This is a genomic window from Streptomyces sp. NPDC006384 (assembly GCF_042870695.1).
Taxonomy (GTDB): domain Bacteria; phylum Actinomycetota; class Actinomycetes; order Streptomycetales; family Streptomycetaceae; genus Streptomyces.
This window is the reverse complement of record NZ_JBIAHR010000026.1, coordinates 79,975-101,326: the sequence shown is the minus strand read 5'-3', so window position 1 is coordinate 101,326 and position 21,352 is coordinate 79,975. Positions and strand designations below refer to the sequence as shown.

Sequence of the window (21,352 nt, the reverse complement as noted above, 5' to 3'; positions counted from 1 at the left end):
CTTGTGCGGGTGGGAACCGTACCGGGCCGTCGCGCGGTGGGTTGGTACCGTCCGGCGCCTCCGCGCTCGTGCATGATGCTCACCGAGGCCTTGGACCGGGAGCTCGTGGGAAACGGGGTGACAGTTGTGGGTGCGGGGCGGGCTGCCATGGAGCACCGGCGACGGGACGAACAGCATGCCTGGCCGCCCCGGTGGCTCCGCTGGGTCCCGCCCGCGCTCGTCGTGGCGACCCTGGTGCTCGACCAGGCGACGCCCCAGCGCTACTTCTTCGGCTCGCTGCTGGCGGCCTCCGTGGTGCTGGCCCTCTTCACGTACCCGCCGCTCGGTGTCCTCGCCACCGGCGCCGCCGGGTGCCTCCTGCTGGCGGGCACCCAGGCGGTCGACGACTACATCGGCCCGATGACCGTCGTGGCCCTGATCGACCTCGGCGCCGTCACCCTGCTGTCCGCCGCGCTGTGCGTGGTGCGCCGGCGGGCCGAGAGCCGTCTGCGCCGCGTACAGGCGGTCGCCGAGGCCGTGCAGCTGGCCCTGCTGCGTCCTCTTCCCTCCCGGATCGGCCCGCTGCGCCTGGCCGGCTTCTACCGGGCCGCCGACGACGAGGCGCTCATCGGCGGGGACCTCTACAGCGTCCGCCCGACGCCGTTCGGCATCCGGGTGATCGTCGGGGACGTCAAGGGCAAGGGCGTCAGCGCGACACAGACCGTGTCCACGGTGATCTCCTCCTTCCAGGAGGCGGCGCTGCTCCACCCGTCGCTGTACGAGGTGGCCGAGCGGATCGACGTGGCCCTGCAGCTCGACCGCGACAACCCTCCGATGGAACCGATGGGGGACGGACAACCGGCCCTGTCGTCCGCACAGCCCCCGGGTCCCGCGGACGAGGTCTTCGTCACGGCCGTCCTGCTCGAGTTCTCCGCGGACGCGCGCACCGTACGGGTCCTGGACCGTGGCCACCAGCCGCTGCTCACCATCCGGCGCGGCACCGTCTCCGTCGTGGAGGACGACCCCGGTCTGCCCCTGGGCATGGGTGATCTGATGGTCACGCCCCCGCGCACCGTGACGCACACGCTCGATCCCGGCGACATCCTGATCGCCTACTCCGACGGGGTCACCGAGGCACGCGACGACGCCGGGACGTTCTACCCGCTGCGCGAGCGCCTCCACGACCACTGCGCCGGCGCTTCCCGGCCGGTCGCCCCCGACGGTCTGATCACCTTCGTCGAAGAGGACGTCGCCCGGTGGGCGCCCGTACTGTGCGACGACCTCGTCGCCATCGCCTTCCAGCCCGTGCCGCCCGGCGACGAGTGAATCCGGGGCCCGTCCGGGCGTATCGCCACCGGCGCGGTGACGGACGCGGCCGCACGCACCGGGGCCCGGGTCGCGTCCTCGACGACGCGGCCCGGGCCCGTGGCGGCTCCGGTCAGCCGAAGTGCCAGGTGAAGCTGCCGCCGTTGCCGGCCGCGACGGCGAACATCACGATCATGAGCAGGATGTCGGCCACACCGAGGCCGATCGCCCACTTCGCCATCGTGGACCCGGTCCGGTGCAGCGCCACGCCACCGAAGATGATGGCCAGCGGGCCCAGGACGATCGGCAGGATCAGCAGTCCGACGATGCCGCACACCAGTCCCGCGACCGCCAGACCGCTCACACGGTCGGCTCGGTGATCACTCGTTCTGCCATAGCTCGCCATGGTGCCTCCCGAAATCCCGTGGTCCGTTCGTCCTTGTCGCTCCGGTCCTCCCCGGGTTGCCCGTCGCCTCCGGCTTATTCCTGTGCGGGGCGTTCAACCACCGGGCAAGTACGAGGAGTTGGACCATCGAGCGGTCGGGGCGGTCCTCCGGGGCAGCGGTGCCCCGGCGGGGTGCCGGGGCAGCGGGTCACTCCTCGGCGCGCAGCCGGTCCGCCAGGGACGTCAGCGGCCCGGTCTCCTCGGTGTGGCCCGCGGCGGCCAGCAGACCGGCCGCCGCGTCGAGGCGGGCGAGGGCGGGCGCGGGGCGCTTCAGGTAGACGCCCTCCACGACGCCCGCGAGGCGGACGCACTCGGCCCACTCGCCGGCGTGCCCGTCCTCCGGTCCCGGCTCGCCGAGCAGCGCGAGGGCCTCCTCCAGGGCCGCGAGGGCGTCCTCGTACGCACCGGCGTAGGCGCCGACCCGCCCGTGCTCGTAGGCCAGGGCGGTCTCCAGGGAGCGGCCGTGGGGCTCGTACCCGGCGGCCCGGGCCTCGTCGGCGATCCGGCCGGCGTCGGCGAGGAAGGCCCGGGCGCCGGCCAGGCCGTCGGGGCCCTGCCGTTCGGCCTGCAGGCGGGCGAGTTCGCGCAGGCAGTCGCTGAGCAGCTCGTGGCGCGGGGCCCGGGCGTGGGCGGCGAGCGCCTGCCCGACGGCCTCGCGGGCCCGGTCGAAATCCCCCGCCTCGCCGAGGAGTACGGCCGTCTCCGCGGCGATCATGGCGTGGCTCCCCGGGTCGTCGTCCCAGCCGGCCGACTCGGCGGCGAGGGCGGTGAACTCGGCCGTGGCGGCCTTGAGGTCCTCTCCCGCGCGCAGGGCGCGGGCGCGGGTCAGGCGGAGCTGGGCGACGAGCCGGTCGTCCAGCGTCCCGGTGGTGACGTCCGGTTCGGCCAGCAGGGAGTCCAGCAGGGCGATGCAGTCCTCGACGCGGCCGAGGTCGAGGCTGAGCTGTGCCGCGTTGCTGTAGGTGCAGAAGGCGTCGAAGCGGCTGCCGCGGCGCAGCTCCAGCTCCGCCGAGCGGGTCAGGTGCCGCAGCGCCTCCTCGGGGCGGCCCAGGTGCATCGAGGCCTCGGCCAGGGAGGCGTGGAGGGGGGCGGTGTCGACCGCGTCGGCCGGCCAGCCCGCGGCCAGCCGCAGGCCCTCGGTCAGGTCCGTGTACGCGCCCTGCGCGTCCTGGTGACCGAGCCGGAGCCGGCCGCGCAGGGCGAGCGCGCGGGGCAGGTGCCAGGCGGGGCCGTGTTCCCTCAGCCGCTCGAGGAGGGCGTCGGTCCCGGTGAGCGCCGCGGGCAGGTCGCCGGCCATGGCGTACGTCGTGGCCCGCAGCAGCAGTGCCCCGGCGATCTGCGCGGTGACGTCGTGCCGGGTGGCGAAGGCGAGCAGCGCGTCGGTCTCGGCGAGGACCGGTGCGACGTGCTCCTCGCTGCCCGAGGTCTGCAGGCGCAGGCCGAGTGCGGACACCCGCAGCCGCAGCAGGCGGGCCTCCTGGTGCGGGGTAAGGCCGGGCGTCTCCTCGTGGAGGCGGACCAGGGCCGCGTGGGCGGCGGTCAGGGCGGCGGTCTTCGCCCCGGGGCCGTCGGCGGAGCCCTCCGCCTCGTCATCGCCGGCGTCGACCGCCTCGGCGGCGGCGAGCAGGGCGCGGCCGCGGGCGAGGGCGGCGTGACCGGGCAGCCCGGCGTCGTCGTACAGGCCGGCGGCCTCCTCGAAGAGGGCGGCGGCGTCCTCGTGCCCGTCCCTGTCGTCCGCGCGGTTCGCCTCGTCGGTCAGCAGGTCGGCGCGCAGGCGTACGAGCGGGCCCACGGCCGGGTCGTCGGGGTGGGCGTAGTCACGGGCGGCGGCGAGGGCGCGCAGCCGTGCCCAGTGGGCCGGTGCCTCCGGGTGCCCCTGCTCCTCCAGTTCCCGGGCCCGCGCGATGAGCTCGGGCAGCGGTTCGGGAACGTCCGTCGCCGTGCGGGCGGCGGGTGTGACGGACGGAGTGGCCGTGGCGGCCGGGGCCAGGTCGTCGAGGGCGCGGGTGCGCAGGGTCAGCTCCAGCGCGTCCAGGAGCGGGGCGCGGTCGAGGCGGGCCCGGCGGCGGTCGGTGTGGGTGCCGGTCCCGTTGCGGGCGTCGAAGCGGGCGGCGAGGTCGTCGGCGCGGCCGCGGATCTCGGCGCGCAGCGCGGCCACCGTCCAGGTGCGGCCCGCGTGTCCGGCGGTGGGCAGATCGCCGTGGCCGAGGGCCTCGACTCTCTGGAGGAGGACCTCCGTGCCGGTGAGGAAGTCGAGCAGGTCCAGCGGCGAGCCGACCTCGTCGAAGAGGTTCCGGTTCTCGGCGAGCAGTTCGAGGCCGCGTGCCTCGTTGCCGGTGAGCGCGCAGAACTCCAGGTGCCGGCCGACCTCCCCGGCCATGGAGGGGTTGCGGCGGCAGATCCGGTAGCCGGCGAGGTGCAGTGCGCGGGCCCGGTCCGTGTCACCGGCGCGCAGCAGGGGCAGCAGCGCGTAGGAGACGGAGCGTGCGGGTTCCTCCTGGCAGGACTCCTTGCCCGCGAGGACGGGCTCCCAGGTGCGCAGGGCCCGCTCGTCGTCGCCGGCGGCGAGGTGGTACAGGGCGCGTTCGCAGGTCTCGCAGGCCTCGCAGTCGCTGAGCCGGGTACGGGTGCGGCCGGCCCACAGCTCGTAGGCGAGGGCGGTGTCCTCGCCGGTGTGGGCGGCGAGCTGGTAGGCCTGTCCGTAGCAGGGCTGGAGGCCGAGGCCGGCCTTCTCGTAGCGGTCGCGCATCTCCGTCTGCCACTGGCGCAGGCTCGCCAGCGGTATCTCCGGCAGCTGTCGCAGGGCGTTGGCCACCCACTTGAACCGCCAGAACAGGGTGTGCCGCAGGCGTTCGTCGAAGACGTCGGGCTGCTCGTCGAAGAGGGTGAGCAGGCGGGCGAAGACGACGGGGGACTTACGGGGTTCGGCCCCGTAGGTGTACGCCTCCTGGAGTGCGAACAGCGCGTGGATCAGTGGTACGGGCTCCGCGAACTGCTCGGCGGCCTCGGCGAGTTCCTCGGCGGTGACGGTACGGGTGCGGCCGTAGGGGCGCCGGTCGTTCTCCTTCAGCGCCTGGTACAGCTCGTCGGTGGTCCGGGGTGCGGTGGGCATCGTCAGCTGTCCTTGCAGAGGGCGTGGGCGAGGAGGTCGAGGAAGGAGCGGTTGATGAGGCTCGACTCGGCGGGCCGGAGGGGACGCCGGGACAGCAGCGCGGCCTGTCCGTAGAGGGCTTCGGCGCTGGTGCGGGCCAGTTCGGGCTCGTCGATGGCGACGGCGGTGCGGACCAGCGGGTTGAGCTGGTTGAGGATCAGCTGGGCCCGCGGGGCCTCCTGGCGCAGGGCGCCGAGGATGTCGCCCCACAGGCCGCCCTCCTGCTCGCGGGCGAGCTGGGAGCGGGTGCGCTCGTGCCGGGCCTCGCGGCTGTCGACGAGGAGGGCGGGGGCGGAGGCGGGCTGGAAGGAGCGCAGCGCGACGTCGCAGTCGAAGACGGCGAGTGCGTCGCGGGCCCGGGCGAGGTAGGCCGCGGCGGCCAGTTCCGTCTCCCGGTCGACGGGGTCGAGGTGAGCGGTGAGGGTCTCCGGATCGAGGTCGGCGACGGTGGACCCGGGCCTGACCTCGGGCAGCCGGTGGACGAGTTCGCGGTCGTAGGTGTAGCCGCCGTTGACGACGCCGAGGCCGGCGGCGGACGCGATCGCGGCGACCTGCCGGAACTCCTCCACGCTCGACGTCACGAGCACGGTGCGGTGGGTGCGGGCGAACTCGTCCAGGGTGCAGTGCCCGTCGGTGGTCTCGAACGGCAGCCAGGGCAGCAGCATCCGCAGGATCTCGTCGTCGTGCACCGCGAGCGACTTCACGGCAAGGTGGTGGGCGTTCAGGAAGCGGCCGAGCAGGTCCGGGTCGCTGGCGGCGGCCCGGGCGATCCACGCGCGCAGCCGTTCGGCGAGGGCGTCGCGGACGGCGGCGAGGGTGTCGTCCTCGTACAGGGACTCGCGGGACGCCGTCGGGCGCAGGCTCTCGGCGTCGACGACGCAGCGGACGAAGAACGCCCACTCGGGCAGGATCTCGGCGGCCTGCTCGGACAGCAGCATGCCCTTGACGTGGACGCGGTGGCCGTGGCGGCGGCCGGCCGGCACCGCCTCGGGCAGCACGCAGGCGATGCCCTTCAGGCCGACGGCCGGCAGGTCGAGCTCGATGGTGTCCAGCGGGGCGAACCCGAGGACCTCCTCGCCGTACGCGGCCAGGGCGCGGGAGCGTGCTCCCGGCGTGGGGTACGTCCGGGCCCAGGGCGCGGGTTCGGGGTTGACCGGTGTGTCCGGGCCGCCGGTGCCGTCGCCGAAGGTCACCGGGTGGCGCAGCAGGGAGCCGAAGTGCCGGGCCAGGGCGAGCACCTGCGGGGGCCGGGTCCACTCCCCCGCGTCGGCGCGCGGCGTCAGCGTGACGGTGGTGCCGGGCCGGGTGCGGGCGGTGGCGGGCAGGGTGCGGACGGTGTAGCTGCCGTCGCCGCGTCCGCGCCACTCCACGGCGGGGGCGCCGGGCGTGCGGGCGGAGCGGCTGAGGACGTGGATCTCGTCCGCCACCAGGAAGCAGGAGAGCAGGCCGATGCCGAACTGGCCGATGAAGTCACCGCGTTGCTCGGCGACGAGTTCGGCGCGCTTGCTGCTGCGGCCGATCGTGGCGAGGAAGGTGTGCACGTCGGCCTCGGTGAGGCCGACGCCGTCGTCCTCGACGCGGACCACCGTGCCGTCGGCGTACAGGCGGATGCCGAACGTGCCCGCGGGGGCGGCCGGTTCGAGGGTGTGCCGGGCGGTGAGCGCGTCCACGGCGTTCTGCATCAGTTCGCGCAGATAGACGCGGGGGCTGGAGTAGAGGTGGTGGGACAGGAGGTCTACGAGGCCGCGCAGGTCGACCTGGAAGGTGCGGTCGGCGGCGGTGTTCTCGGGCAGAGTCATCGGCGGTCCGGGGGTGAAGTGGTGGGGCGGCGACGGGAGGGGGAGAACCGGAGGCTCAGAAGGCCTTGCGGAAGCGCGCGTACGCCTTCTGCGGGTCCGCCATGAACGTCCACGGCCACTCGGTGAACGCGCCGTCCAGCTCGCGGAAGACGTTCGAGGCCGTGCTGCTGCCGGCCAGCGAGAGGGCCATGGCGAACATGTTGTAGTCGCCCTGCCAGCCCAGGCGGCGCTCGTACGCGGGGTGCAGGATGCTGCGTTCCGCCGCCTCCCTCAGCTCGGTCCGGATCCCGGGCTGCTGCAGGCAGTCGCTGTCGTCCGACTCCACCCACTGCTCTACGTACGCCATGGCGACGACGCAGCCGAGCCGGTGACCGTCGGGCGCGGCGGCGAAGGCCCTGCGGGCGAACTCCAGGGCCTGCCCCGGTTCACCGCCCCAGCGGGGCTGCAACTGCGACAGCCACTCGATGTGGGACTCCAGGTCCAGCGGGTCGCGGCGCAGAGCGGCGTCGCGCCGGATCTCCGCGACGGACGAGCCGAGCGACATGCCGCGTGCGGAGGTGAGCAGTCGGCGCCACGGAGTGATCCAGTCCGGGCGCAGCTCAGCGACCTGGAACAGTTGTTCCTCGGCGGTCTCGAGCCGCTCGTGGAAGACCCGCCACTGCTCCTGAGTGACGTCCACGGCACGCGCGGCGGTACGGGCCTCCCAGCCCCAGGCGATGTGGCGGGCCCCGGATATCAGCAGGGCCGTCGCCCGGTACTCCTTGTCCTCCTCGACGGCCCGGCCGATCCAGTCCTGCACGCCGTCCAGGGCGGCCAGCTCGCCCAGGACGGCGTGGTCGCGGCCGAGGTCGAAGGGGGCGAGGGCGGCCTTGACGGCCTCCCAGTCGCCCGCCTCGCCCGCCTCGATCAGGGTGAGCACCCGCATGTCGCCGAGCGCGATCAGTTCGTACACGCCGTTCCGGCCCCGGCGCGGGGCGGGAATGGCGTACGGATCCTCGTCCGGTCTCTCCGCGTCCCTGCCGAACAGCCTGCCGAACATGCCGCGCCCTCCCCTGGTCCCGCGTGATCGTCCGGAGCAGCATAAGGGCCCCCACCGACACCGCTTCCACAGGGTTTTCACCGCGGCCCCACGCTCCGCGCCGGGCGGCCCGCGCCTCGCCGGCGCCCCGTCCGGGCGCGGGCGCTCGGGGGGTGGGCTCTCGGGGGCGTGTGCCGTGGGACGGCGGCCGGTGCGGCCCGTTCCGTACCCTGGCGGCATGCGCATGCGCCCCACTCTGAGCTGGACCCCCGACGAGGATCTGCCGCCGGGCGGCACGGACCCGGGGCCGGTCGCCGACGCACTGGCCGCCGGCGGTGTGCTGGTGCTCAGCGGGGCGGGCATCTCGACGGAGTCGGGCATCCCCGACTACCGGGGCGAGGGCGGGAGCCTGAGCCGGCACACCCCGATGACCTACCAGGACTTCACGGCCGACGCGCAGGCCCGGCGCCGGTACTGGGCGCGCAGCCACCTCGGCTGGCGCACCTTCGGCCGGGCCCGCCCCAACGCCGGTCACCGGGCCGTGGCGGCGTTCGGGCGGCACGGTCTGCTCGCGGGGGTGATCACGCAGAACGTCGACGGTCTGCACCAGGCCGCCGGCAGCGAGGACGTCGTGGAGCTCCACGGGAGTCTGGACCGGGTCGTCTGTCTCTCCTGCGGCGCCCTCGGCCCGCGCCGTGAGCTGGCCCGGCGGCTGGAGGAGGCCAACCCGGGCTTCGCCCCGGTGGCCGCGGGCATCAATCCGGACGGGGACGCCGACCTCACCGACGAGCAGGTCGGTGACTTCCGGGTGGTGCCGTGCGCGCGCTGCGGCGGTGTCCTCAAGCCGGACGTGGTGTTCTTCGGCGAGGCCGTTCCGCCGGCGCGGGTCGGGCACTGCCGCGCCCTGGTGCGCGAGGCGGCCTCGCTGCTGGTCCTCGGCTCCTCGCTCACGGTGATGTCCGGGCTGCGGTTCGTCCGCCAGGCCGCCGAGGCGGGCAAGCCCGTGCTGATCGTCAACCGGGATCCCACCCGGGGCGACCGTCACGCCCTCGTCCGGGTGGCGCTCCCGCTGGGCGCGGCCCTCACCGACGTGGCCGGCCGGCTGGGGGTGCGTGTCGACGGGGAGGGGGCGGTCTGACGTCGCCGGACGCGGCGGGGGCCGCCGCGGCCCTGCCGCGGGTGCCGTTCACCGAAGATCGACTTCCTCGGTAATCTCGTACGCGACCGCAAAGAGAGAAAGAGGATCCATGATCTTCATCACGGCGAAATTCCGGGTCCTTCCGGAGTACGCGGACCAGTGGCCGGAGATCACCGGCGAATTCACCCGGGCCACCCGGGAGGAGCCCGGCTGTCTCTGGTTCGACTGGTCCCGCAGCCTGGACGACCCGTCGGAGTACGTCCTCGTGGAGGCGTTCCGGGACGACGAGGCGGGCGCCGCGCACGTGCAGTCCGCGCATTTCCGGGCCGCGCAGGAGAAGCTGCCGCGCCACCTGGTGGAGACGCCCCGCATCGTGAGCCAGAAGGTCGACCAGGACGGCTGGTCGCAGCTGGGCGAGATGGCCGTCGGGCAGTAGCCCGGCGCCGGGCGGACGGCCCGCCGCCGGCCGGTGAGGACACCGGCCGGCGGCGGGCCGTCCGTCGTGTTCGCCTCCGGGGCCGGCTCAGGCCGCGGGCGTGAGCTCGGCGCGGCCGAAGAGGATCGCGTAGCCGGAGGGCAGTTGCGCGAGGATGCGGTCCAGGAGGTCGGGCCCGGCCAGCTGCGCGACGACGCCCAGGACGGAGCCGACGTCCCAGCGGGTGGTGGCGAGGGTGCCGCCGGTGCGGGCCGCGAGGTCCCTGACGAACGCCCAGCCGGTCGGGGAGTCGTTCTCCGGCACCTGTGCGGCGAAGATCTGCGCGGCTTCCCGGGGGAGACGGGCGGCGAGTTCGACGCGTTCCTCGCCGGTGACACGGCGGCCCAGGGCGGCCAGGACGGCGGTGACGACTTCCTCGGCCCGCTCGCGCGTGGAGTAGGCACCGTTGTAACGGACCTGCTCCAGCATCCGGTCGAACGACATGGCCGGCGTGCCGGTGATCGTCGCCGTGGCCGTCTGTGACTGCATCGCTGTGTGACGCCTTTCTCGCTCGTGACGGACGTGGTCCGGTGGGACGGGGCGGCCGGCGGGGCCGTGACGGTGCGAGGCCGGCCGGGGACACACGGGGGCACTGGGGTTCGGCGGGGCGGGGGCCGCCGGGACCGGGCGGTCCGCCGCCCTCCGCCGCTCTCCGTGAGGCACCGCCTCAGCCGGAGATCTGCTTGCGTTCCGTGCCGGTGCCAATGGAGATCTTGCGCGGCTTGGCGCGTTCGGCGATCGGAATGCGCAGGGTGAGCACACCCGCGTCGTAGTCGGCGGTGATGTGCTCGGTGTCGAGGGTGTCGGCGAGCATCACCTGGCGGGAGAAGACGCCCAGGGGACGCTCCGACAGCTCCATCTGCACATCGTCCGCCTTGGCGACGGGCCTGCGCTCGGCCTTGACGGTCAGCATGTTCCGCTCGACATCGATGTCGATGGCCTCCGGGTCCACGCCGGGCAGGTCCAGGGCGATCACGTACGCGTCGCCCTCGCGGTAGGCGTCCATCGGCATCGCCGTCGGGCGCGACCACGTGCCGGACGTGTTGCCGAGGAGCTGCTGGGTCAGCCGGTCGAACTCACGGAAGGGATCGGTGCGCATCAGCATGGTGAGACACCTCCATGTCGGGCAGATCCGCTCATGCGCTGCTTCTTGTTCTTCTTGTAGCATGTCATCGGAACGATGACAAGCAGCACTGTCACCGGAAAGGTGACACCGTCCAGCGGAGTGAGCATGTCTTCTGACTCTCCAGAGGTGGGCTCCCACCCCGCGTCCTTCTTCGCCGCGAGGGCGGCGCTCGCGGCGATCGAGGAAGCCGTGCGCACCGCGAGGGCGTCGCGGCCCGAAGACCCGCCCGGCGCCGAGGTCAGTTCCGACCAGGTCCTGTCAGCGCTCCTGCTCCTGCGGGAGATGCGCGACGAGCTCGCGGGGTGGGAGACCGCCCTGATCGAGACCGCCCGCGAGGCCGGCGCCAGCTGGGCGGAACTGGCGCATCCGCTCGGCGTCTCCAGTCGGCAGGCCGCCGAACGCCGCTATCTGCGGCTGCGCCCGGGAGCCCCCGGCACCACCGGCGATCAGCGCGTGCAGGCCACGCGCGAGCGCCGGGCCGCCGACCGCGCCCTCGCCGCCTGGGCCCGCGAGAACGCCGCCGACCTGCGCCAGCTCGCCGGGCAGATCATGGCCGTCGACACGATCCCGTCCGAGGCCCGCGACTCCCTCACCCGCGCCCTCGGCGGCGACGACGCCGCCGGTCTGATCGATCCGCTGGCGGACACGCGCGGCCACCTGACGGCGGACGACGCGGAGCTGGCCGACCGCGTCGACGGGCTCATCCGCCGCACCGGCCGGTTCCGCCGTACCGGCGCCGGCCCGGATCCCACGGCTCCGGACCAGGCGTGACGGCTCCGGCCCACGGGCGAAGTCTCCGCCGCCGCGGCATGCATCCCCGCCGGACGGGGAACTGAGGCGCGGTGGCATCGCGTACGCGCGGGCGCGTGCCCCGGCCGGGCAGGTGAGCGCGTGCGCGCCGACGCGGAGAGTGGGACGACATGACACGGAGCATCGCATCGGTCCGGCGGATGGCGGCGGGTGTCTGCGGCGCGGTGCTGCTGATGGTCGGTGCGGCGCTGCTGGTGCTGCCCGGGCCCGGACTGCTGCTCGTGTTCGCCGGGGTGGTGCTGCTGGCCCGTGCCGTACCGGCCCTGGACCGGTTCGTCACGCCCGTCCGGGAGAAGGCGATGCGGGCGGTCGAGGAGAGCGTCTCCTCGCCCTGGCGTGTCGCCGGCTCGGTCCTGGCCGGCCTGGCCCTGGTCGGCGCCGGTGTGGTGTGGGGCCTCGTCCCCGAGGTGCCGTTCTCCGGTTGGGCCACGGGGGCGAGTCTGATCGTCTCGGGCATCATCCTCTTCGCCCTCCTCGCATGGAGCTACCGCCGCGTCCACGGCGCCCGCACCGCCCCCGCGACGCGCCGTTAGCCCGCCCCCTCCCCGGCCTCCCTCGCCTCTTTTCGCCATTTGCCTAAAAGTATTAGGCAGATGCATGATGACTTAAGCCACGAGGGAGGAGCATCATGGTTCGAGCAGGGCTGACCGCGGAACGTCTGACCCGTGCCGGCGCGGAACTGGCCGACGAGGTCGGCTTCGACCGGGTGACCGTCTCGGAGCTCGCCCGGCGTTTCGACGTCAAGGTGGCGAGCCTGTACTCGCACCTCAAGAACTCCCAGGAGCTGAGGACCAGGATCGCCCTGTTCGCGCTGGAGGAGCTCGCCGACCGGGTCGCGGCCGCACTGGCCGGGCGGGCCGGGAAGGACGCCCTGGCCGCGTTCGCGGAGGCCTACCGCGACTACGCCCGGGAACATCCCGGCCGTTACGCCGCCACCCGTCTCCGCCTCGACCCCGAGACGGCGGCGGCCGGCGCCGGTGTCCGGCACGCCCGCATGACCCGCGCGATCCTGCGCGGCTACGACCTCACGGAACCGGACCAGACCCATGCGGTCCGGATGCTGGGCAGCGTCTTCCACGGTTACGTCAGCCTGGAGCTCGCCGGCGGTTTCGAGCACAGCGCCCCCGACGCGCAGGAGTCGTGGGCCTGGATCATCGACTCCCTCGACACGATGCTGCGCGACCGCAGCGCCGCCGGCCGGTGACGGCCCACGGCACCCGCCGCGTACGGCAGTACGCCCGGGCGTCCCCCGCGGAGCGCCGGACGCCGACGCCCTCCCGCCCCTCTCCCCTCCCCTTCCTCTCCCCGACGTCCCGGTCGTCCGGGAGGTCACGACCACCGGACCGAGCCGATGAACGCCGAACACGCCATGATCACCACCCCCGTGACCGAGAACCTGCTGCGCGGTTTCCTCGACGTCGAACGGACCGCCCACGGACTGCTGCCGCACCGGCTGCCCGCGCGGGCCCGCCGGCAGATCCCCGACGACCGACTGGCCGTGGCGGAGGCCCAGCCCTCCGGTGTGCGGCTGGTCTTCCGTACCCGCGCCACGACGGTCGAGCTGACCGCCCTGCCCACCAGGCGGGTCTACCGGGGTTTCCCGCCCCCGGCGGACGGCGTGTACGACCTGCTGGTCGACGGCGGCCTCGCCGGCCGGGCCACCGTGCCCGGCGGCAACGTCCGCACGGTCACCGACATGGTCACCCAGGTCTCCGAACTGAGCGAGGGGCCCGCCGGCACCGCCCGGTTCACCGGCCTGCCGGCGCACGACAAGGAGGTCGAGATCTGGCTCCCGCACACGGAGATCACCGAACTGATCTCCCTGCGCACCGACGCCCCGGTCGAGCCCGCGCCGGACCACGGGCGCAAGGTGTGGCTGCACCACGGCAGTTCCCTCAGCCACGGCTCCAACGCCGCCCACCCCACCGGCACCTGGCCGGCCCTGGCAGCCCGCCGGGCCCGGGTGGAGCTGGTCAACCTGGGCTTCAGCGGCAGCGCGCTGCTCGACCCGTTCACCGCCCGGGCGATGCGGGACACCCCCGCCGACCTGATCAGCGTCAAGGTCGGCATCAACATCGTCAACACCGACGCGATGCGTCTGCGGGCCTTCGTCCCCGCGGTGCACGGCTTCCTCGACACCGTCCGCGAGGGGCATCCGACCACGCCCCTGCTGCTCGTGTCCCCCCTCCTGTGCCCGGTGCAGGAGGACACCCCGGGTCCCCTCGCGCCCGACTTCGCGGACGGGACGCTGCGTTTCAGGGCGACGGGCGACCCCGCCGAACGCGCCGCCGGACGCCTGACGCTCAACGTCATCCGTGACGCGCTCGCCCGGATCGCCGAGGAGCGGGCGGCCGACGACCCGCACCTGCACCACCTCGACGGCCGCGCGCTCTACGGCGAGAAGGACCACGCCGAGTTCCCGCTGCCCGACGGGGTCCATCCCGGCCCCGACGGGCACCGCCGCATCGGCGAGAACTTCGCGCGGCTCGTCTTCGGCCGGGGCGGCCCCTTCGCCGGCGGGACCGGCTGACCGGTCCGGGCCGCCGTCACGGCCGACGGCGGATGCGAGGAGAGCCGCCGTCATGCGGGCGGGTGCCGCCGCCGGTCATTCGCCGCGCACGATCTCCAGCGCGGCGTGTACGAGCGTGAGGGCGAGTTCGAGGGCGTCCTCGTCCGCGAGCGGGCAGTTGATCTTGTAGGGGTCGGAAGGTGCGACGTTGCGGTACTGGAGACGGGGATTGTCCTTCTCGCCGAGTTGCTCGATGTCCTCCGGTGTGAGGCGTACGGTCATCCCGCCGTTGCCGGGACGGAGGTAGGCGACCGCTCCGTATCGCTGAGGGCCGTCGTCACGGATCATCAGGTAGTCGGCGAGCCCGTCGAAGGTCTTCGAGGAGCGGCCGAACGCCACGACGACCTCCTCCTCGTCCAGCAACCGCATGACGAACCGTTCGGTCAGGTAGGTACGCAGGTCGTTCTTGCCCGCGCGTCCGTAGATGAACTTCATCAAGGCCACGTGGTCTTCGGGCGGCAGGGAGTCCGAGCCGTCGGGCGCCGCCGTCTCGCGAAGAGTCTCGCTCCCCTCCCCCGGAGAGACGGCGTTGTCCTCGGCGGCCGCCGCGTCTGCACCGGCGCCGGTCAGGCGTTCGTATTCCACGATCTCCCGGGGTGATCCCTCAATGATGCGCATGGTGGGCAGCCTTTCCTCCTGCGGCGGGACAGGCATCCTCGCTCGACACTGACTTTAGCCAACACAGCCCACTTCGGCGCCAGCTTTGGCAAAAGTGGCCTGAAGTTGCCGGATCCGGTGTTCGAGCAGGCGGCGCTCGTGGCCCCGTGGGCGGCTTGGGCCGGCTCGTCCCGGCGGCGCGGGGCCCGGCCTGTACATCCTCGGGCTGGTCCGGACGACGGCACCGATGCTGTGCCGCGAAGGTCTCCGCCGATGAGTTCCGGGCGGCCGGGCGGTCTACCCGTCGACGAAGGGAGCACATCATGCGCAGGATCATCGTCTGCACGTTCCTCACCCTGGACGGCGTCATGCAGGCGCCGGGCGGACCGGACGAGGACACCGAGAGCGGCTTCGAGCACGGTGGCTGGCAGAAGCCCGTGGCCGACGACGAGGTCGGCACGGCCGTCTCCGGCTGGTACGAGTCCTCCGACGCGATGCTGCTCGGCCGCAAGACGTACGAGATCTTCGCGTCGTACTGGCCGGCCGCCGATCCCGGCGACCCGTTCACCGACCGGATGAACAGCATGCGCAAGTACGTGGCGTCCCGGACCCTGACATCCGTCGAGTGGCAGAACTCCACGCTGCTGGAGGGCGACATCGCCGGTGCCGTGCGCGAACTGAAAGCGTCCGACGGCGGTGACATCAGCGTCGTCGGCAGCGGCGACCTCGCTCAGAGCCTCATGCGGCACGGTCTCGTCGACGAGTACCGGCTGACCATCCATCCGGTGATCATCGGCACCGGCAAGCGGCTGTTCGCCGACGGAGCGATCCCCACCGCGCTGGAGCCGGTCAGCGTCTCGGTGACGAAGGGCGGCACCGTCGTCGGCGTCTACCGGCCGAACGGTGAACCCGGCCACGACAGCTACTAGTTCGTTCCTCTCGTCCGACGGCACCTCCCCCGAGCCGCTGTCATCGCCGCGGACGCGGGCACCGTCGACACGCGAGTGCGGGCCTGCACCACCACGTGCTCCGCCGTGGCCTGCCGCGCCCGCCGGCCCCTGCCGTCACACCCGCGCGGCGCGGTCCGCGTCCACGGGCTCCGCGGCGAGACCGGCCCTCACGACGCGGGAACGGCTGTGCAGACGCAGCGAGACGGCGACGAGCGCGATGGCGACCACGGTCATCGCCGCCCCCGCCCAGGCGGTCGAGGGGTAGCCGAGGCCCGCGTCGATCACCGTGCCGCCGAGCCAGGGGCCGCCGGTGTTGCCGAGGTTGAACGCGGCGGTCGTCGTCGCGCCCGCGAGGGTGGGCGCGGCGCCCGCCACGTTGAACATGCGCGCGTTGAGGGCGGGCGCGGTGTAGAAGGCGGAGACGCCCAGCAGGAACGACAGGGTGATCGCCACGGCGGGCGTGGCGGCGAACAGGGCGAGCGCGGCCAGCAGGACGGTCGAGGCGGTGACGCCGGAGAGCAGTACGCCGAACAGGTGCGCGTCGGCGACCCGTCCGCCGATCGCCGTGCCGACGAGCGCGCCGATGCCGAACAGGGCAAGTACGGTCGGCACCCAGCCGTCCGCGAGGCCCGACACCTCGGTGAGGAGCGGCGCGAGGTAGGAGAAGGCGCAGAACACGCCGCCGGCCGCGAGGGCGGTCACCACGACGGAGAGCCAGACCTGCCGGTCGCGGTAGACGGCCAGTTCGTCCTTGAGCACCGGCCGCCGTTCGGGCAGCGGGATGTGGGGGATCTTCGTCACCACTCCGGCGAGCGCGATCGCGGAGGCCGCGCCGACGGCCCAGAACGCGGACCGCCAGCCCAGGTGTTCACCGAGGAAGGCGCCCGCCGGGACGCCGAGGACGTTGGCGACGGACAGGCCGCCGATCATCACCGCCATCGCGCGGGCCCGTGCCGTGACCGGCACCATCGCGATGGCGACGGACGCGCCCACCGCCCAGAACCCGGCGCACGCCAGGGCGCTGACGACCCGTGAGGCGAAGAGGATCCCGTACGTCGGCGCGAGCGCGCCGGCGATCTGGCCGAGGCCGAAGACCGAGATCAGGGCGATCAGCGTGGTCTTGCGCGGCAGCCGCAGCGTCGCGACCGCGAGCAGGGGCGCGCCGATCACCATGCCGATCGCGAACGCCGATATCAGCAGCCCGGCCTGCGGGATGGACACGTCCATGTCGTCGGCGATGGGCGGCAGCAGCCCGGAGAGCATGAACTCGCTGGTGCCGAGCGCGAACACGGACAGACCGAGGATGTATACGGCGAGCGGCATGCCGGGGGCGGCCCCGGACCGTGGAGAAGATGCGAGCATGACAGGTGCCAACCGGGGGTTCCTCCCTGTCATTCCCGCACGCTTCCTGGTCCCAGGATGCGGTCGGCCGGCTTCCCGGCCGGGGGGTCCGGCGGGCGCCACGCCTCCCGCCCGGCACGGGGAGAAGAACGAATCCGTTGTCCCCTATGTCCCGCAGACCTACGCTTCGCCCCATGCCGCCTGTGGTGGAAACCGACGAGGAGTGGGACGCGGTCGTCCCGGACGAGACGGTCATGCGCCCCGGAGCGGAGGATCTCTGTGCCCGCCTCGGTCTCGCCGGCGCGCCGCTGACCCGCTTCCCGGACGGTTCGCAGCCGGTCTACGCGGTGGGCGACGAACACGTGCTCAAGCTGTTCCCCGGGGCCGCCGCCGAGGACGGGGTCGCCGAGGGCCGCGTCCTCACCCACCTCCAGGGACGGCTTCCGGTGCCGACCCCGGGGGTGCGTGACTTCGGCCCGTACGAGAACGGCTGGCAGTACGTCCTGATGTCCCGTCTGCGCGGTGAGAACCTGGCCCACGCCTGGGACCGCGTGCCCCGAAGCGACCGCGAGCGGCTCGTCACCGACATCGGTGAGGCGCTGGCGGTGCTGCACTCGGTCGGCCCCGCTCCTCTCGGGGACGTTCTCGGCCCCGGGGACTGGGGCGCCTTCCTGGACCGGCAGGGTGCCGGCGCCGTGGAGCGGCAGCGCGCCCACGGACTGCCGGCCGCCTGGCTGGAGCAGATCCCGGACTTCCTCGCCTCGGTTCCCCTGCCGCGCGCCCCGCACGGCACCCTGCTGCACACGGAGGTCATGCAGCAGCACTTCCTCGTCGATCCCGACGGATGGCGCCTGACCGGGTTCTTCGACTTCGAACCGGCCATGACCGGTGACCGGGCGTACGACTTCGTGGGAGTCGGCCTGTTCGTCACCCGCGGGGATCCGGATCTGCTGGCCCGGCTCGCCAAGGCGTACGGCCACACCTTCGAGCCGTCCGTCCTGCTGGCGTACACGCTGCTGCACGTGTACAGCAACCTCCCCTGGTACCTGAGGGAGCTGGGTGCCCCGGCCGGCGGAACCCTGCCGTCGCTCGCAAAGGAGTGGTTCGGCACGGCCGCACTCCGGTGACCGCGCGGGACGCCACGTCGACGCGGCGAGGACGTCAGCCCTGGGCCGTGAGGGCGTCGTCGGGCCCACAGACCTCGCGGCGGTAGACCTGCCGGGTGCCGCCCTCCGGGCCGCGCTCGGTGGGCTCGGCGGGGGTGAAACCGAGGCGTTCGTAGAAGACGCGCGCGCCGCCGGCCACCGCTCCGGGGTGGTCGGCCCCGAAGGTCACCACCTCCAGCGTGCCCGGTCCCCGTACGAACCTGCGGACGGCCTCCGTCATCAGTGCGCGCCCGGTCCCCAGCCCGCGTGCCCGCTCCGAGACGACGAGCCAGTGGACGTGGTGCACCGGGGCCCGCACTCCGAACAGCAGGCCCCCGAGTGCCCGGCCGGTGTCCGGGGACTCGGCGATCAGCGCCATGGACCGGTCCAGGTGCTCCTTGAGGGCCGTGTGGAAGCCGGGCTCCTCCACCATGGGGCCGAACCAGTGCTCCACCTCGGCGGCGAGGGCGAGGAAGGCGGGGAAGTCGTGTTCTCCCGCGAGTCTGACGGTCATCCCCGGAGTGTGGCACAGCCGGTCCGGTGGCCGTGACGCCCCTTGGGCACTCGATTCGCCTCCTTCCGGTGGGAGTTGGCGATGTCCGCCCCGAGGTCGCCCGAGCCGGCGTCAGGTCCGCCGCCGTGGTCGGCACGGGGCGTCACCGTTTCGGACGTGCCCCGCGTGCGCCGCCGGACCGCACGGGGCACCCTTGCGGCCCGCGGGACGTTCCACAGGGTGAGAAGGACGAATGCCGGCCGATGGCCCGGCAGCGGAGAGGAAACCCCTGAATGAAGCACCAGAAGGTGTGCGATGTGATGAGCGACGCCGTGATCCGCGTCCAGCGGGGAACGCCGTTCAAGGAGATCGCCCACCTGCTGCAGGACTACGACATCACCGCGGTGCCCGTCGTGGACTCTGAGGACCGGCCCGTGGGGGTGGTGTCCGAGGCCGACCTCCTGCAGAAGATGTGGGGCGCGGAGCCGGACGGGTCCGCCGGGCACGGGACGGAGCCCGGGCGGGCCGGGGCCAAGGCCGCCGCCACCGACGCGGCGGGGCTCATGACGTCGCCCGCCGTCTGCGCGCGCGAGGACTGGAGCGTCGTCGACGCCGCCCGCGTGATGGCCCGGCAGGGCATCAAGCGGCTCCTGGTGGTGGACGACGACGGGCGGCTGATCGGGGTGGTCAGCCGCGGTGACCTGCTGCGGGTCTTTCTGCGCCAGGACCGGGCGATCCGCACCGAGATCATCGAGGAGGCCCTGGTGCGGACCCTGGGCCTCGCGCCCTCGTCGGTCCAGGTGGACGTGACGCACGGACACGCCGTCCTCAGCGGGCGGCTCCCCGAGGACGTGCCGGTCTCCGTGCTGGAGGAGCTGTGCCGGCGGGTCGACGGCGTCGTCGCCGTGGAGTTCCGGCCCGCGGGAGAGACCGACGACGAGGACCCGGCGGGCACCGGGCCCTGAGGTCCGAAGCGGGGTGTCCGCGTCCGGGTGCCTCGTACGGCGGCCTCCGGTGCGGGCACGGCACCGGAGGCCGCAGGCCCTACCGGTTCCGCGCGGTCGCCCGGTCCGGGTCCTCGGAGCGCAGCACGCAGGAGGCGACCACGACGAAGGGCCACAGCGACTGGGCGAACGTCACCACGCGTTCCGCGGCGCCGGCCGCCCCGTGCCGTGTCATCTCGTACAGGAACCATGCACCGCCGACGGCCATCGCGGCACTCGCCGCGACGGCCGGCCCGGGCCGCAGCGCCCACGGGGCGGTCCTGTCGCCGTCGACGGCCAGGACCGGCCACAGGGCCAGCAGCGTGAATCCGACGACGGCCACGGCGCCGTGACGCAGCGATCCTCCGCTGTTCGGTGCGGGGATGAGCACCACCGCGAACGCGGCCAGCCCGCCCCCGCCCAGGGCCAGCCGGCCGGCGGCCGAGGCCGCCCGCAGTCCCCAGGCGGTCAGCAGGTGGCAGAGCCCCAGCACCAGGAACGCCCCGTTCATCACCCAGAACCCGGCGGCTCCGTGGGCTCCCAGGACGCTGATGGTCTGGGTGGCGGGGTCGTAGCCGGGCCCCGTCAGCGGCCCCGCGATCGCCCAGCCGCCGATCAGCACGACCGGCGCGGAACCCGACGTGAACAAGGCCCATGTGGGGACGTTTCGCATCGGAACACCATAAAACGCCCCCTTCTGCCGGGCCGGATCGCGCGGGGAGCCGGCCCCGCCCGGGTCAGTCCGGGCCGCTCCCGCGGCCGGGTGTGGTGACGCGGGTGACCGCCTCCAGGGTCAGCGCCCGGTCGTGGGGCTCTCGGGCCAGGGCGCGATGCAGGGTCAGTCCCTCGATGAGCGCGTCGAGCTGACGGGCCGTGTCCGCGTCGAAGTGTTTCTCCAGGTGGACGCGGCTGCGGCTCGTCCACGCGTGGGTGAGTTCGCGGTAGGCGGGCCGGCGCGCGGCGAGGGTGCAGAGCTCCTGGGCGAGGACGAGGTCACGGTTGCTCCCCTCGGAGAGGGCGTGCACGAGATCGGTCACCGCGTGCCGGGCCTGGTCGATGTCGGCCGGGCCCGCGAGGTGGGCGTCGAACACGGCGACGATGTGGTCGGTGAAGCGGCCGAACGCCTCCCTGAGCAGCTCGTCCATGCCGTCGAAGTGATAGGTCATCGAGCCCAGGGGCACACCCGCGCGTGCGGCGATCTTCCGGTGGGAGACCTGGGCGAGGCCCTCCTCGGCGATGAGGTCCAGGGCCGCGTCGAGAATGCGTTCGCGGCGCCGGGGGTCCACGTGTCCGGTGGCCATGGCGAAGGATCCTCAGAGTCCGCGGACCGGGCGCGCGGGGTTGCCGACGGCGACGACATCGGCGGGGAGGTCCTTGGTGACGACCGCGCCGGCGCCGATGACGGAGTTGTCGCCGATGGTGACGCCGGGGCACACGATCACTCCGCCGCCGAGCCAGACGTTGTCCCCGATGGTGATCGGGCGGGCGGCCTCCAGCTTGTCGCGCCGGGGCCCGGGCTCCAGCGGGTGGGTCGGCGTGAGCAGTTGCACGCCGGGACCGATCTGGCAGTCCTCGCCGATGGTGATCGCCGCGACGTCGAGCGCGGTCAGGTTGTAGTTGACGAAGGTGCGGGCCCCGATGGTGATGTTGCTCCCGTAGTCGACGTACAGCGGCGGCCTGACGTGCGCCTCCTCGCCCAGGGAGCCGAGCAGTTCGGCGAGGACCGGCCGTGCGGCGTCGGCGTCCTCGGCGTAGGCGGCCTGGTAGCGGGCGGCCAGCCGCACGGCCAGTTGCTGCCGGCGGGCGATCTCTGGGTCGTCGGCGATGTAGAGGTCGCCCGCCAGCATGCGTTCCAGGTTGGTGCGGGGGTCCTGTGCGAAGTGGTCCGTCGTCATGCGTACGACCGTACTCTCCGGATCGGCGTACGTCCCGCGTCCCGTGCGGCGGCCGCGGGTCCGGCCGGCGTCCCGGCGTGTGTCCCGCCGTGGAACGGTGTGCGAATACCCGTACGAGAAGGGGGTGCCGGGA

22 protein-coding genes are annotated in these 21,352 nt (G+C 73.5%); 10 read left to right on the top strand and 12 right to left on the bottom strand.

The features are described 5' to 3' along the window. Positions 1-147: 147 nt before the first annotated feature. Positions 148-1,305: a PP2C family protein-serine/threonine phosphatase gene (locus tag ACFYOJ_RS29610; RefSeq protein WP_356556160.1), complete on the top strand. Its 1,158-nt coding sequence runs from the start codon at positions 148-150 to the stop codon at positions 1,303-1,305. A 112-nt stretch (positions 1,306-1,417) separates the two neighbouring features. Here the strand turns inward: ACFYOJ_RS29610 and ACFYOJ_RS29605 are convergent, their stop codons facing one another. From ACFYOJ_RS29605 to ACFYOJ_RS29590, 4 genes are all read right to left on the bottom strand, one after another. After that, positions 1,418-1,690, bottom strand: coding sequence for a hypothetical protein (locus tag ACFYOJ_RS29605; protein WP_356556162.1), 273 nt, complete (start codon positions 1,688-1,690; stop codon positions 1,418-1,420). Positions 1,691-1,877: 187 nt separating this feature from the next. Beyond that, complete coding sequence (locus ACFYOJ_RS29600; RefSeq protein WP_356556164.1) at positions 1,878-4,841, bottom strand: hypothetical protein; 2,964 nt, start codon at positions 4,839-4,841, stop codon at positions 1,878-1,880. 2 nt (positions 4,842-4,843) lie between these two features. Continuing rightward, on the bottom strand, positions 4,844-6,679 hold the full coding sequence (locus tag ACFYOJ_RS29595) for an HSP90 family protein (RefSeq protein ID WP_356556165.1): 1,836 nt from the start codon (positions 6,677-6,679) through the stop codon (positions 4,844-4,846). 55 nt (positions 6,680-6,734) lie between these two features. Next, entirely contained in the window at positions 6,735-7,718 is a 984-nt protein-coding gene (locus ACFYOJ_RS29590) for a hypothetical protein (RefSeq protein ID WP_356556167.1), read from the bottom strand. 217 nt (positions 7,719-7,935) lie between these two features. Here ACFYOJ_RS29590 and ACFYOJ_RS29585 point away from each other — a divergent pair, with 217 nt between their 5' ends. Continuing rightward, positions 7,936-8,835 (top strand): NAD-dependent protein deacetylase, encoded by a 900-nt coding sequence (locus tag ACFYOJ_RS29585; RefSeq protein WP_356556169.1) that lies wholly within the window; start codon positions 7,936-7,938, stop codon positions 8,833-8,835. A gap of 109 nt (positions 8,836-8,944) precedes the next feature. After that, a complete protein-coding gene (locus tag ACFYOJ_RS29580; RefSeq protein ID WP_356556171.1) occupies positions 8,945-9,271 on the top strand; it encodes a putative quinol monooxygenase in 327 nt (108 codons plus the stop codon). 87 nt (positions 9,272-9,358) lie between these two features. Here ACFYOJ_RS29580 and ACFYOJ_RS29575 read toward each other — a convergent pair whose 3' ends face one another. Together ACFYOJ_RS29575 and ACFYOJ_RS29570 are read right to left on the bottom strand one after the other, a co-directional pair. Further along, entirely contained in the window at positions 9,359-9,799 is a 441-nt protein-coding gene (locus tag ACFYOJ_RS29575; RefSeq protein ID WP_356556173.1) for a DUF2267 domain-containing protein, read from the bottom strand. A 178-nt stretch (positions 9,800-9,977) separates the two neighbouring features. Beyond that, positions 9,978-10,415, bottom strand: coding sequence for an Hsp20/alpha crystallin family protein (locus tag ACFYOJ_RS29570; protein WP_356556175.1), 438 nt, complete (start codon positions 10,413-10,415; stop codon positions 9,978-9,980). A gap of 126 nt (positions 10,416-10,541) precedes the next feature. On the opposite strand from ACFYOJ_RS29570, the gene ACFYOJ_RS29565 reads away from it, so the two are divergent. The 4 genes from ACFYOJ_RS29565 (at position 10,542) to ACFYOJ_RS29550 (ending at position 13,776) form a co-directional block, all read left to right on the top strand. Next, a complete protein-coding gene (locus tag ACFYOJ_RS29565) occupies positions 10,542-11,207 on the top strand; it encodes a type III effector protein (protein WP_356556177.1) in 666 nt (221 codons plus the stop codon). 149 nt (positions 11,208-11,356) lie between these two features. Further along, on the top strand, positions 11,357-11,779 hold the full coding sequence (locus tag ACFYOJ_RS29560) for a PGPGW domain-containing protein (protein ID WP_356556179.1): 423 nt from the start codon (positions 11,357-11,359) through the stop codon (positions 11,777-11,779). A gap of 95 nt (positions 11,780-11,874) precedes the next feature. Beyond that, positions 11,875-12,450: a WHG domain-containing protein gene (locus tag ACFYOJ_RS29555; protein WP_356556181.1), complete on the top strand. Its 576-nt coding sequence runs from the start codon at positions 11,875-11,877 to the stop codon at positions 12,448-12,450. Positions 12,451-12,597: 147 nt separating this feature from the next. After that, a complete protein-coding gene (locus tag ACFYOJ_RS29550) occupies positions 12,598-13,776 on the top strand; it encodes a GDSL-type esterase/lipase family protein (RefSeq protein WP_356556183.1) in 1,179 nt (392 codons plus the stop codon). A gap of 75 nt (positions 13,777-13,851) precedes the next feature. Here the strand turns inward: ACFYOJ_RS29550 and ACFYOJ_RS29545 are convergent, their stop codons facing one another. Next, complete coding sequence (locus ACFYOJ_RS29545; RefSeq protein WP_356556185.1) at positions 13,852-14,433, bottom strand: hypothetical protein; 582 nt, start codon at positions 14,431-14,433, stop codon at positions 13,852-13,854. Between the two features lie 302 nt (positions 14,434-14,735). Between ACFYOJ_RS29545 and ACFYOJ_RS29540 the strand changes: the two genes are divergently transcribed. Then, entirely contained in the window at positions 14,736-15,341 is a 606-nt protein-coding gene (locus ACFYOJ_RS29540; RefSeq protein WP_356556187.1) for a dihydrofolate reductase family protein, read from the top strand. Between the two features lie 135 nt (positions 15,342-15,476). Here ACFYOJ_RS29540 and ACFYOJ_RS29535 read toward each other — a convergent pair whose 3' ends face one another. Next, positions 15,477-16,685 carry a Cmx/CmrA family chloramphenicol efflux MFS transporter gene (locus tag ACFYOJ_RS29535; protein ID WP_356556189.1) on the bottom strand — a complete coding sequence of 403 codons (1,209 nt, stop codon included), beginning with the start codon at positions 16,683-16,685 and terminating at the stop codon, positions 15,477-15,479. Between the two features lie 212 nt (positions 16,686-16,897). Between ACFYOJ_RS29535 and ACFYOJ_RS29530 the strand changes: the two genes are divergently transcribed. Next, positions 16,898-17,830, top strand: a complete 933-nt coding sequence (locus tag ACFYOJ_RS29530) for an aminoglycoside 3'-phosphotransferase/choline kinase family protein (RefSeq protein ID WP_356556190.1) — start codon at positions 16,898-16,900, stop codon at positions 17,828-17,830. A 34-nt stretch (positions 17,831-17,864) separates the two neighbouring features. Here the strand turns inward: ACFYOJ_RS29530 and ACFYOJ_RS29525 are convergent, their stop codons facing one another. Next, on the bottom strand, positions 17,865-18,362 hold the full coding sequence (locus ACFYOJ_RS29525) for a GNAT family N-acetyltransferase (RefSeq protein ID WP_356556192.1): 498 nt from the start codon (positions 18,360-18,362) through the stop codon (positions 17,865-17,867). A gap of 272 nt (positions 18,363-18,634) precedes the next feature. Here ACFYOJ_RS29525 and ACFYOJ_RS29520 point away from each other — a divergent pair, with 272 nt between their 5' ends. Next, on the top strand, positions 18,635-19,306 hold the full coding sequence (locus ACFYOJ_RS29520; RefSeq protein ID WP_356556194.1) for a CBS domain-containing protein: 672 nt from the start codon (positions 18,635-18,637) through the stop codon (positions 19,304-19,306). Between the two features lie 79 nt (positions 19,307-19,385). Here the strand turns inward: ACFYOJ_RS29520 and ACFYOJ_RS29515 are convergent, their stop codons facing one another. The 3 genes from ACFYOJ_RS29515 to ACFYOJ_RS29505 all read right to left on the bottom strand — a co-directional run bounded on the left by ACFYOJ_RS29515 (position 19,386) and on the right by ACFYOJ_RS29505 (position 21,219). Continuing rightward, positions 19,386-19,997 carry a DUF998 domain-containing protein gene (locus ACFYOJ_RS29515; RefSeq protein WP_356556196.1) on the bottom strand — a complete coding sequence of 204 codons (612 nt, stop codon included), beginning with the start codon at positions 19,995-19,997 and terminating at the stop codon, positions 19,386-19,388. A gap of 64 nt (positions 19,998-20,061) precedes the next feature. Continuing rightward, entirely contained in the window at positions 20,062-20,625 is a 564-nt protein-coding gene (locus ACFYOJ_RS29510; RefSeq protein ID WP_356556198.1) for a TetR family transcriptional regulator, read from the bottom strand. Between the two features lie 12 nt (positions 20,626-20,637). Further along, positions 20,638-21,219 (bottom strand): sugar O-acetyltransferase, encoded by a 582-nt coding sequence (locus ACFYOJ_RS29505; RefSeq protein WP_356556200.1) that lies wholly within the window; start codon positions 21,217-21,219, stop codon positions 20,638-20,640. Between the last annotated feature and the right edge of the window lie 133 nt (positions 21,220-21,352).

Coding starts and splice junctions, on each gene's coding strand:
- ACFYOJ_RS29555 (WP_356556181.1), top strand. CDS start 11,875: ATGGTTCGAGCAGGGCTGACCGCGGAACGTCTGACCCGTGCCGGCGCG.
- ACFYOJ_RS29570 (WP_356556175.1), bottom strand. CDS start 10,415: ATGCTGATGCGCACCGATCCCTTCCGTGAGTTCGACCGGCTGACCCAG.
- ACFYOJ_RS29535 (WP_356556189.1), bottom strand. CDS start 16,685: ATGCCGCTCGCCGTATACATCCTCGGTCTGTCCGTGTTCGCGCTCGGC.
- ACFYOJ_RS29610 (WP_356556160.1), top strand. CDS start 148: ATGGAGCACCGGCGACGGGACGAACAGCATGCCTGGCCGCCCCGGTGG.
- ACFYOJ_RS29540 (WP_356556187.1), top strand. CDS start 14,736: ATGCGCAGGATCATCGTCTGCACGTTCCTCACCCTGGACGGCGTCATG.
- ACFYOJ_RS29560 (WP_356556179.1), top strand. CDS start 11,357: ATGACACGGAGCATCGCATCGGTCCGGCGGATGGCGGCGGGTGTCTGC.
- ACFYOJ_RS29505 (WP_356556200.1), bottom strand. CDS start 21,219: ATGACGACGGACCACTTCGCACAGGACCCCCGCACCAACCTGGAACGC.
- ACFYOJ_RS29525 (WP_356556192.1), bottom strand. CDS start 18,362: ATGACCGTCAGACTCGCGGGAGAACACGACTTCCCCGCCTTCCTCGCC.
- ACFYOJ_RS29565 (WP_356556177.1), top strand. CDS start 10,542: ATGTCTTCTGACTCTCCAGAGGTGGGCTCCCACCCCGCGTCCTTCTTC.
- ACFYOJ_RS29520 (WP_356556194.1), top strand. CDS start 18,635: ATGAAGCACCAGAAGGTGTGCGATGTGATGAGCGACGCCGTGATCCGC.
- ACFYOJ_RS29545 (WP_356556185.1), bottom strand. CDS start 14,433: ATGCGCATCATTGAGGGATCACCCCGGGAGATCGTGGAATACGAACGC.
- ACFYOJ_RS29595 (WP_356556165.1), bottom strand. CDS start 6,679: ATGACTCTGCCCGAGAACACCGCCGCCGACCGCACCTTCCAGGTCGAC.
- ACFYOJ_RS29550 (WP_356556183.1), top strand. CDS start 12,598: ATGAACGCCGAACACGCCATGATCACCACCCCCGTGACCGAGAACCTG.
- ACFYOJ_RS29530 (WP_356556190.1), top strand. CDS start 16,898: ATGCCGCCTGTGGTGGAAACCGACGAGGAGTGGGACGCGGTCGTCCCG.
- ACFYOJ_RS29575 (WP_356556173.1), bottom strand. CDS start 9,799: ATGCAGTCACAGACGGCCACGGCGACGATCACCGGCACGCCGGCCATG.
- ACFYOJ_RS29590 (WP_356556167.1), bottom strand. CDS start 7,718: ATGTTCGGCAGGCTGTTCGGCAGGGACGCGGAGAGACCGGACGAGGAT.
- ACFYOJ_RS29580 (WP_356556171.1), top strand. CDS start 8,945: ATGATCTTCATCACGGCGAAATTCCGGGTCCTTCCGGAGTACGCGGAC.
- ACFYOJ_RS29515 (WP_356556196.1), bottom strand. CDS start 19,997: ATGCGAAACGTCCCCACATGGGCCTTGTTCACGTCGGGTTCCGCGCCG.
- ACFYOJ_RS29600 (WP_356556164.1), bottom strand. CDS start 4,841: ATGCCCACCGCACCCCGGACCACCGACGAGCTGTACCAGGCGCTGAAG.
- ACFYOJ_RS29605 (WP_356556162.1), bottom strand. CDS start 1,690: ATGGCGAGCTATGGCAGAACGAGTGATCACCGAGCCGACCGTGTGAGC.
- ACFYOJ_RS29510 (WP_356556198.1), bottom strand. CDS start 20,625: ATGGCCACCGGACACGTGGACCCCCGGCGCCGCGAACGCATTCTCGAC.
- ACFYOJ_RS29585 (WP_356556169.1), top strand. CDS start 7,936: ATGCGCATGCGCCCCACTCTGAGCTGGACCCCCGACGAGGATCTGCCG.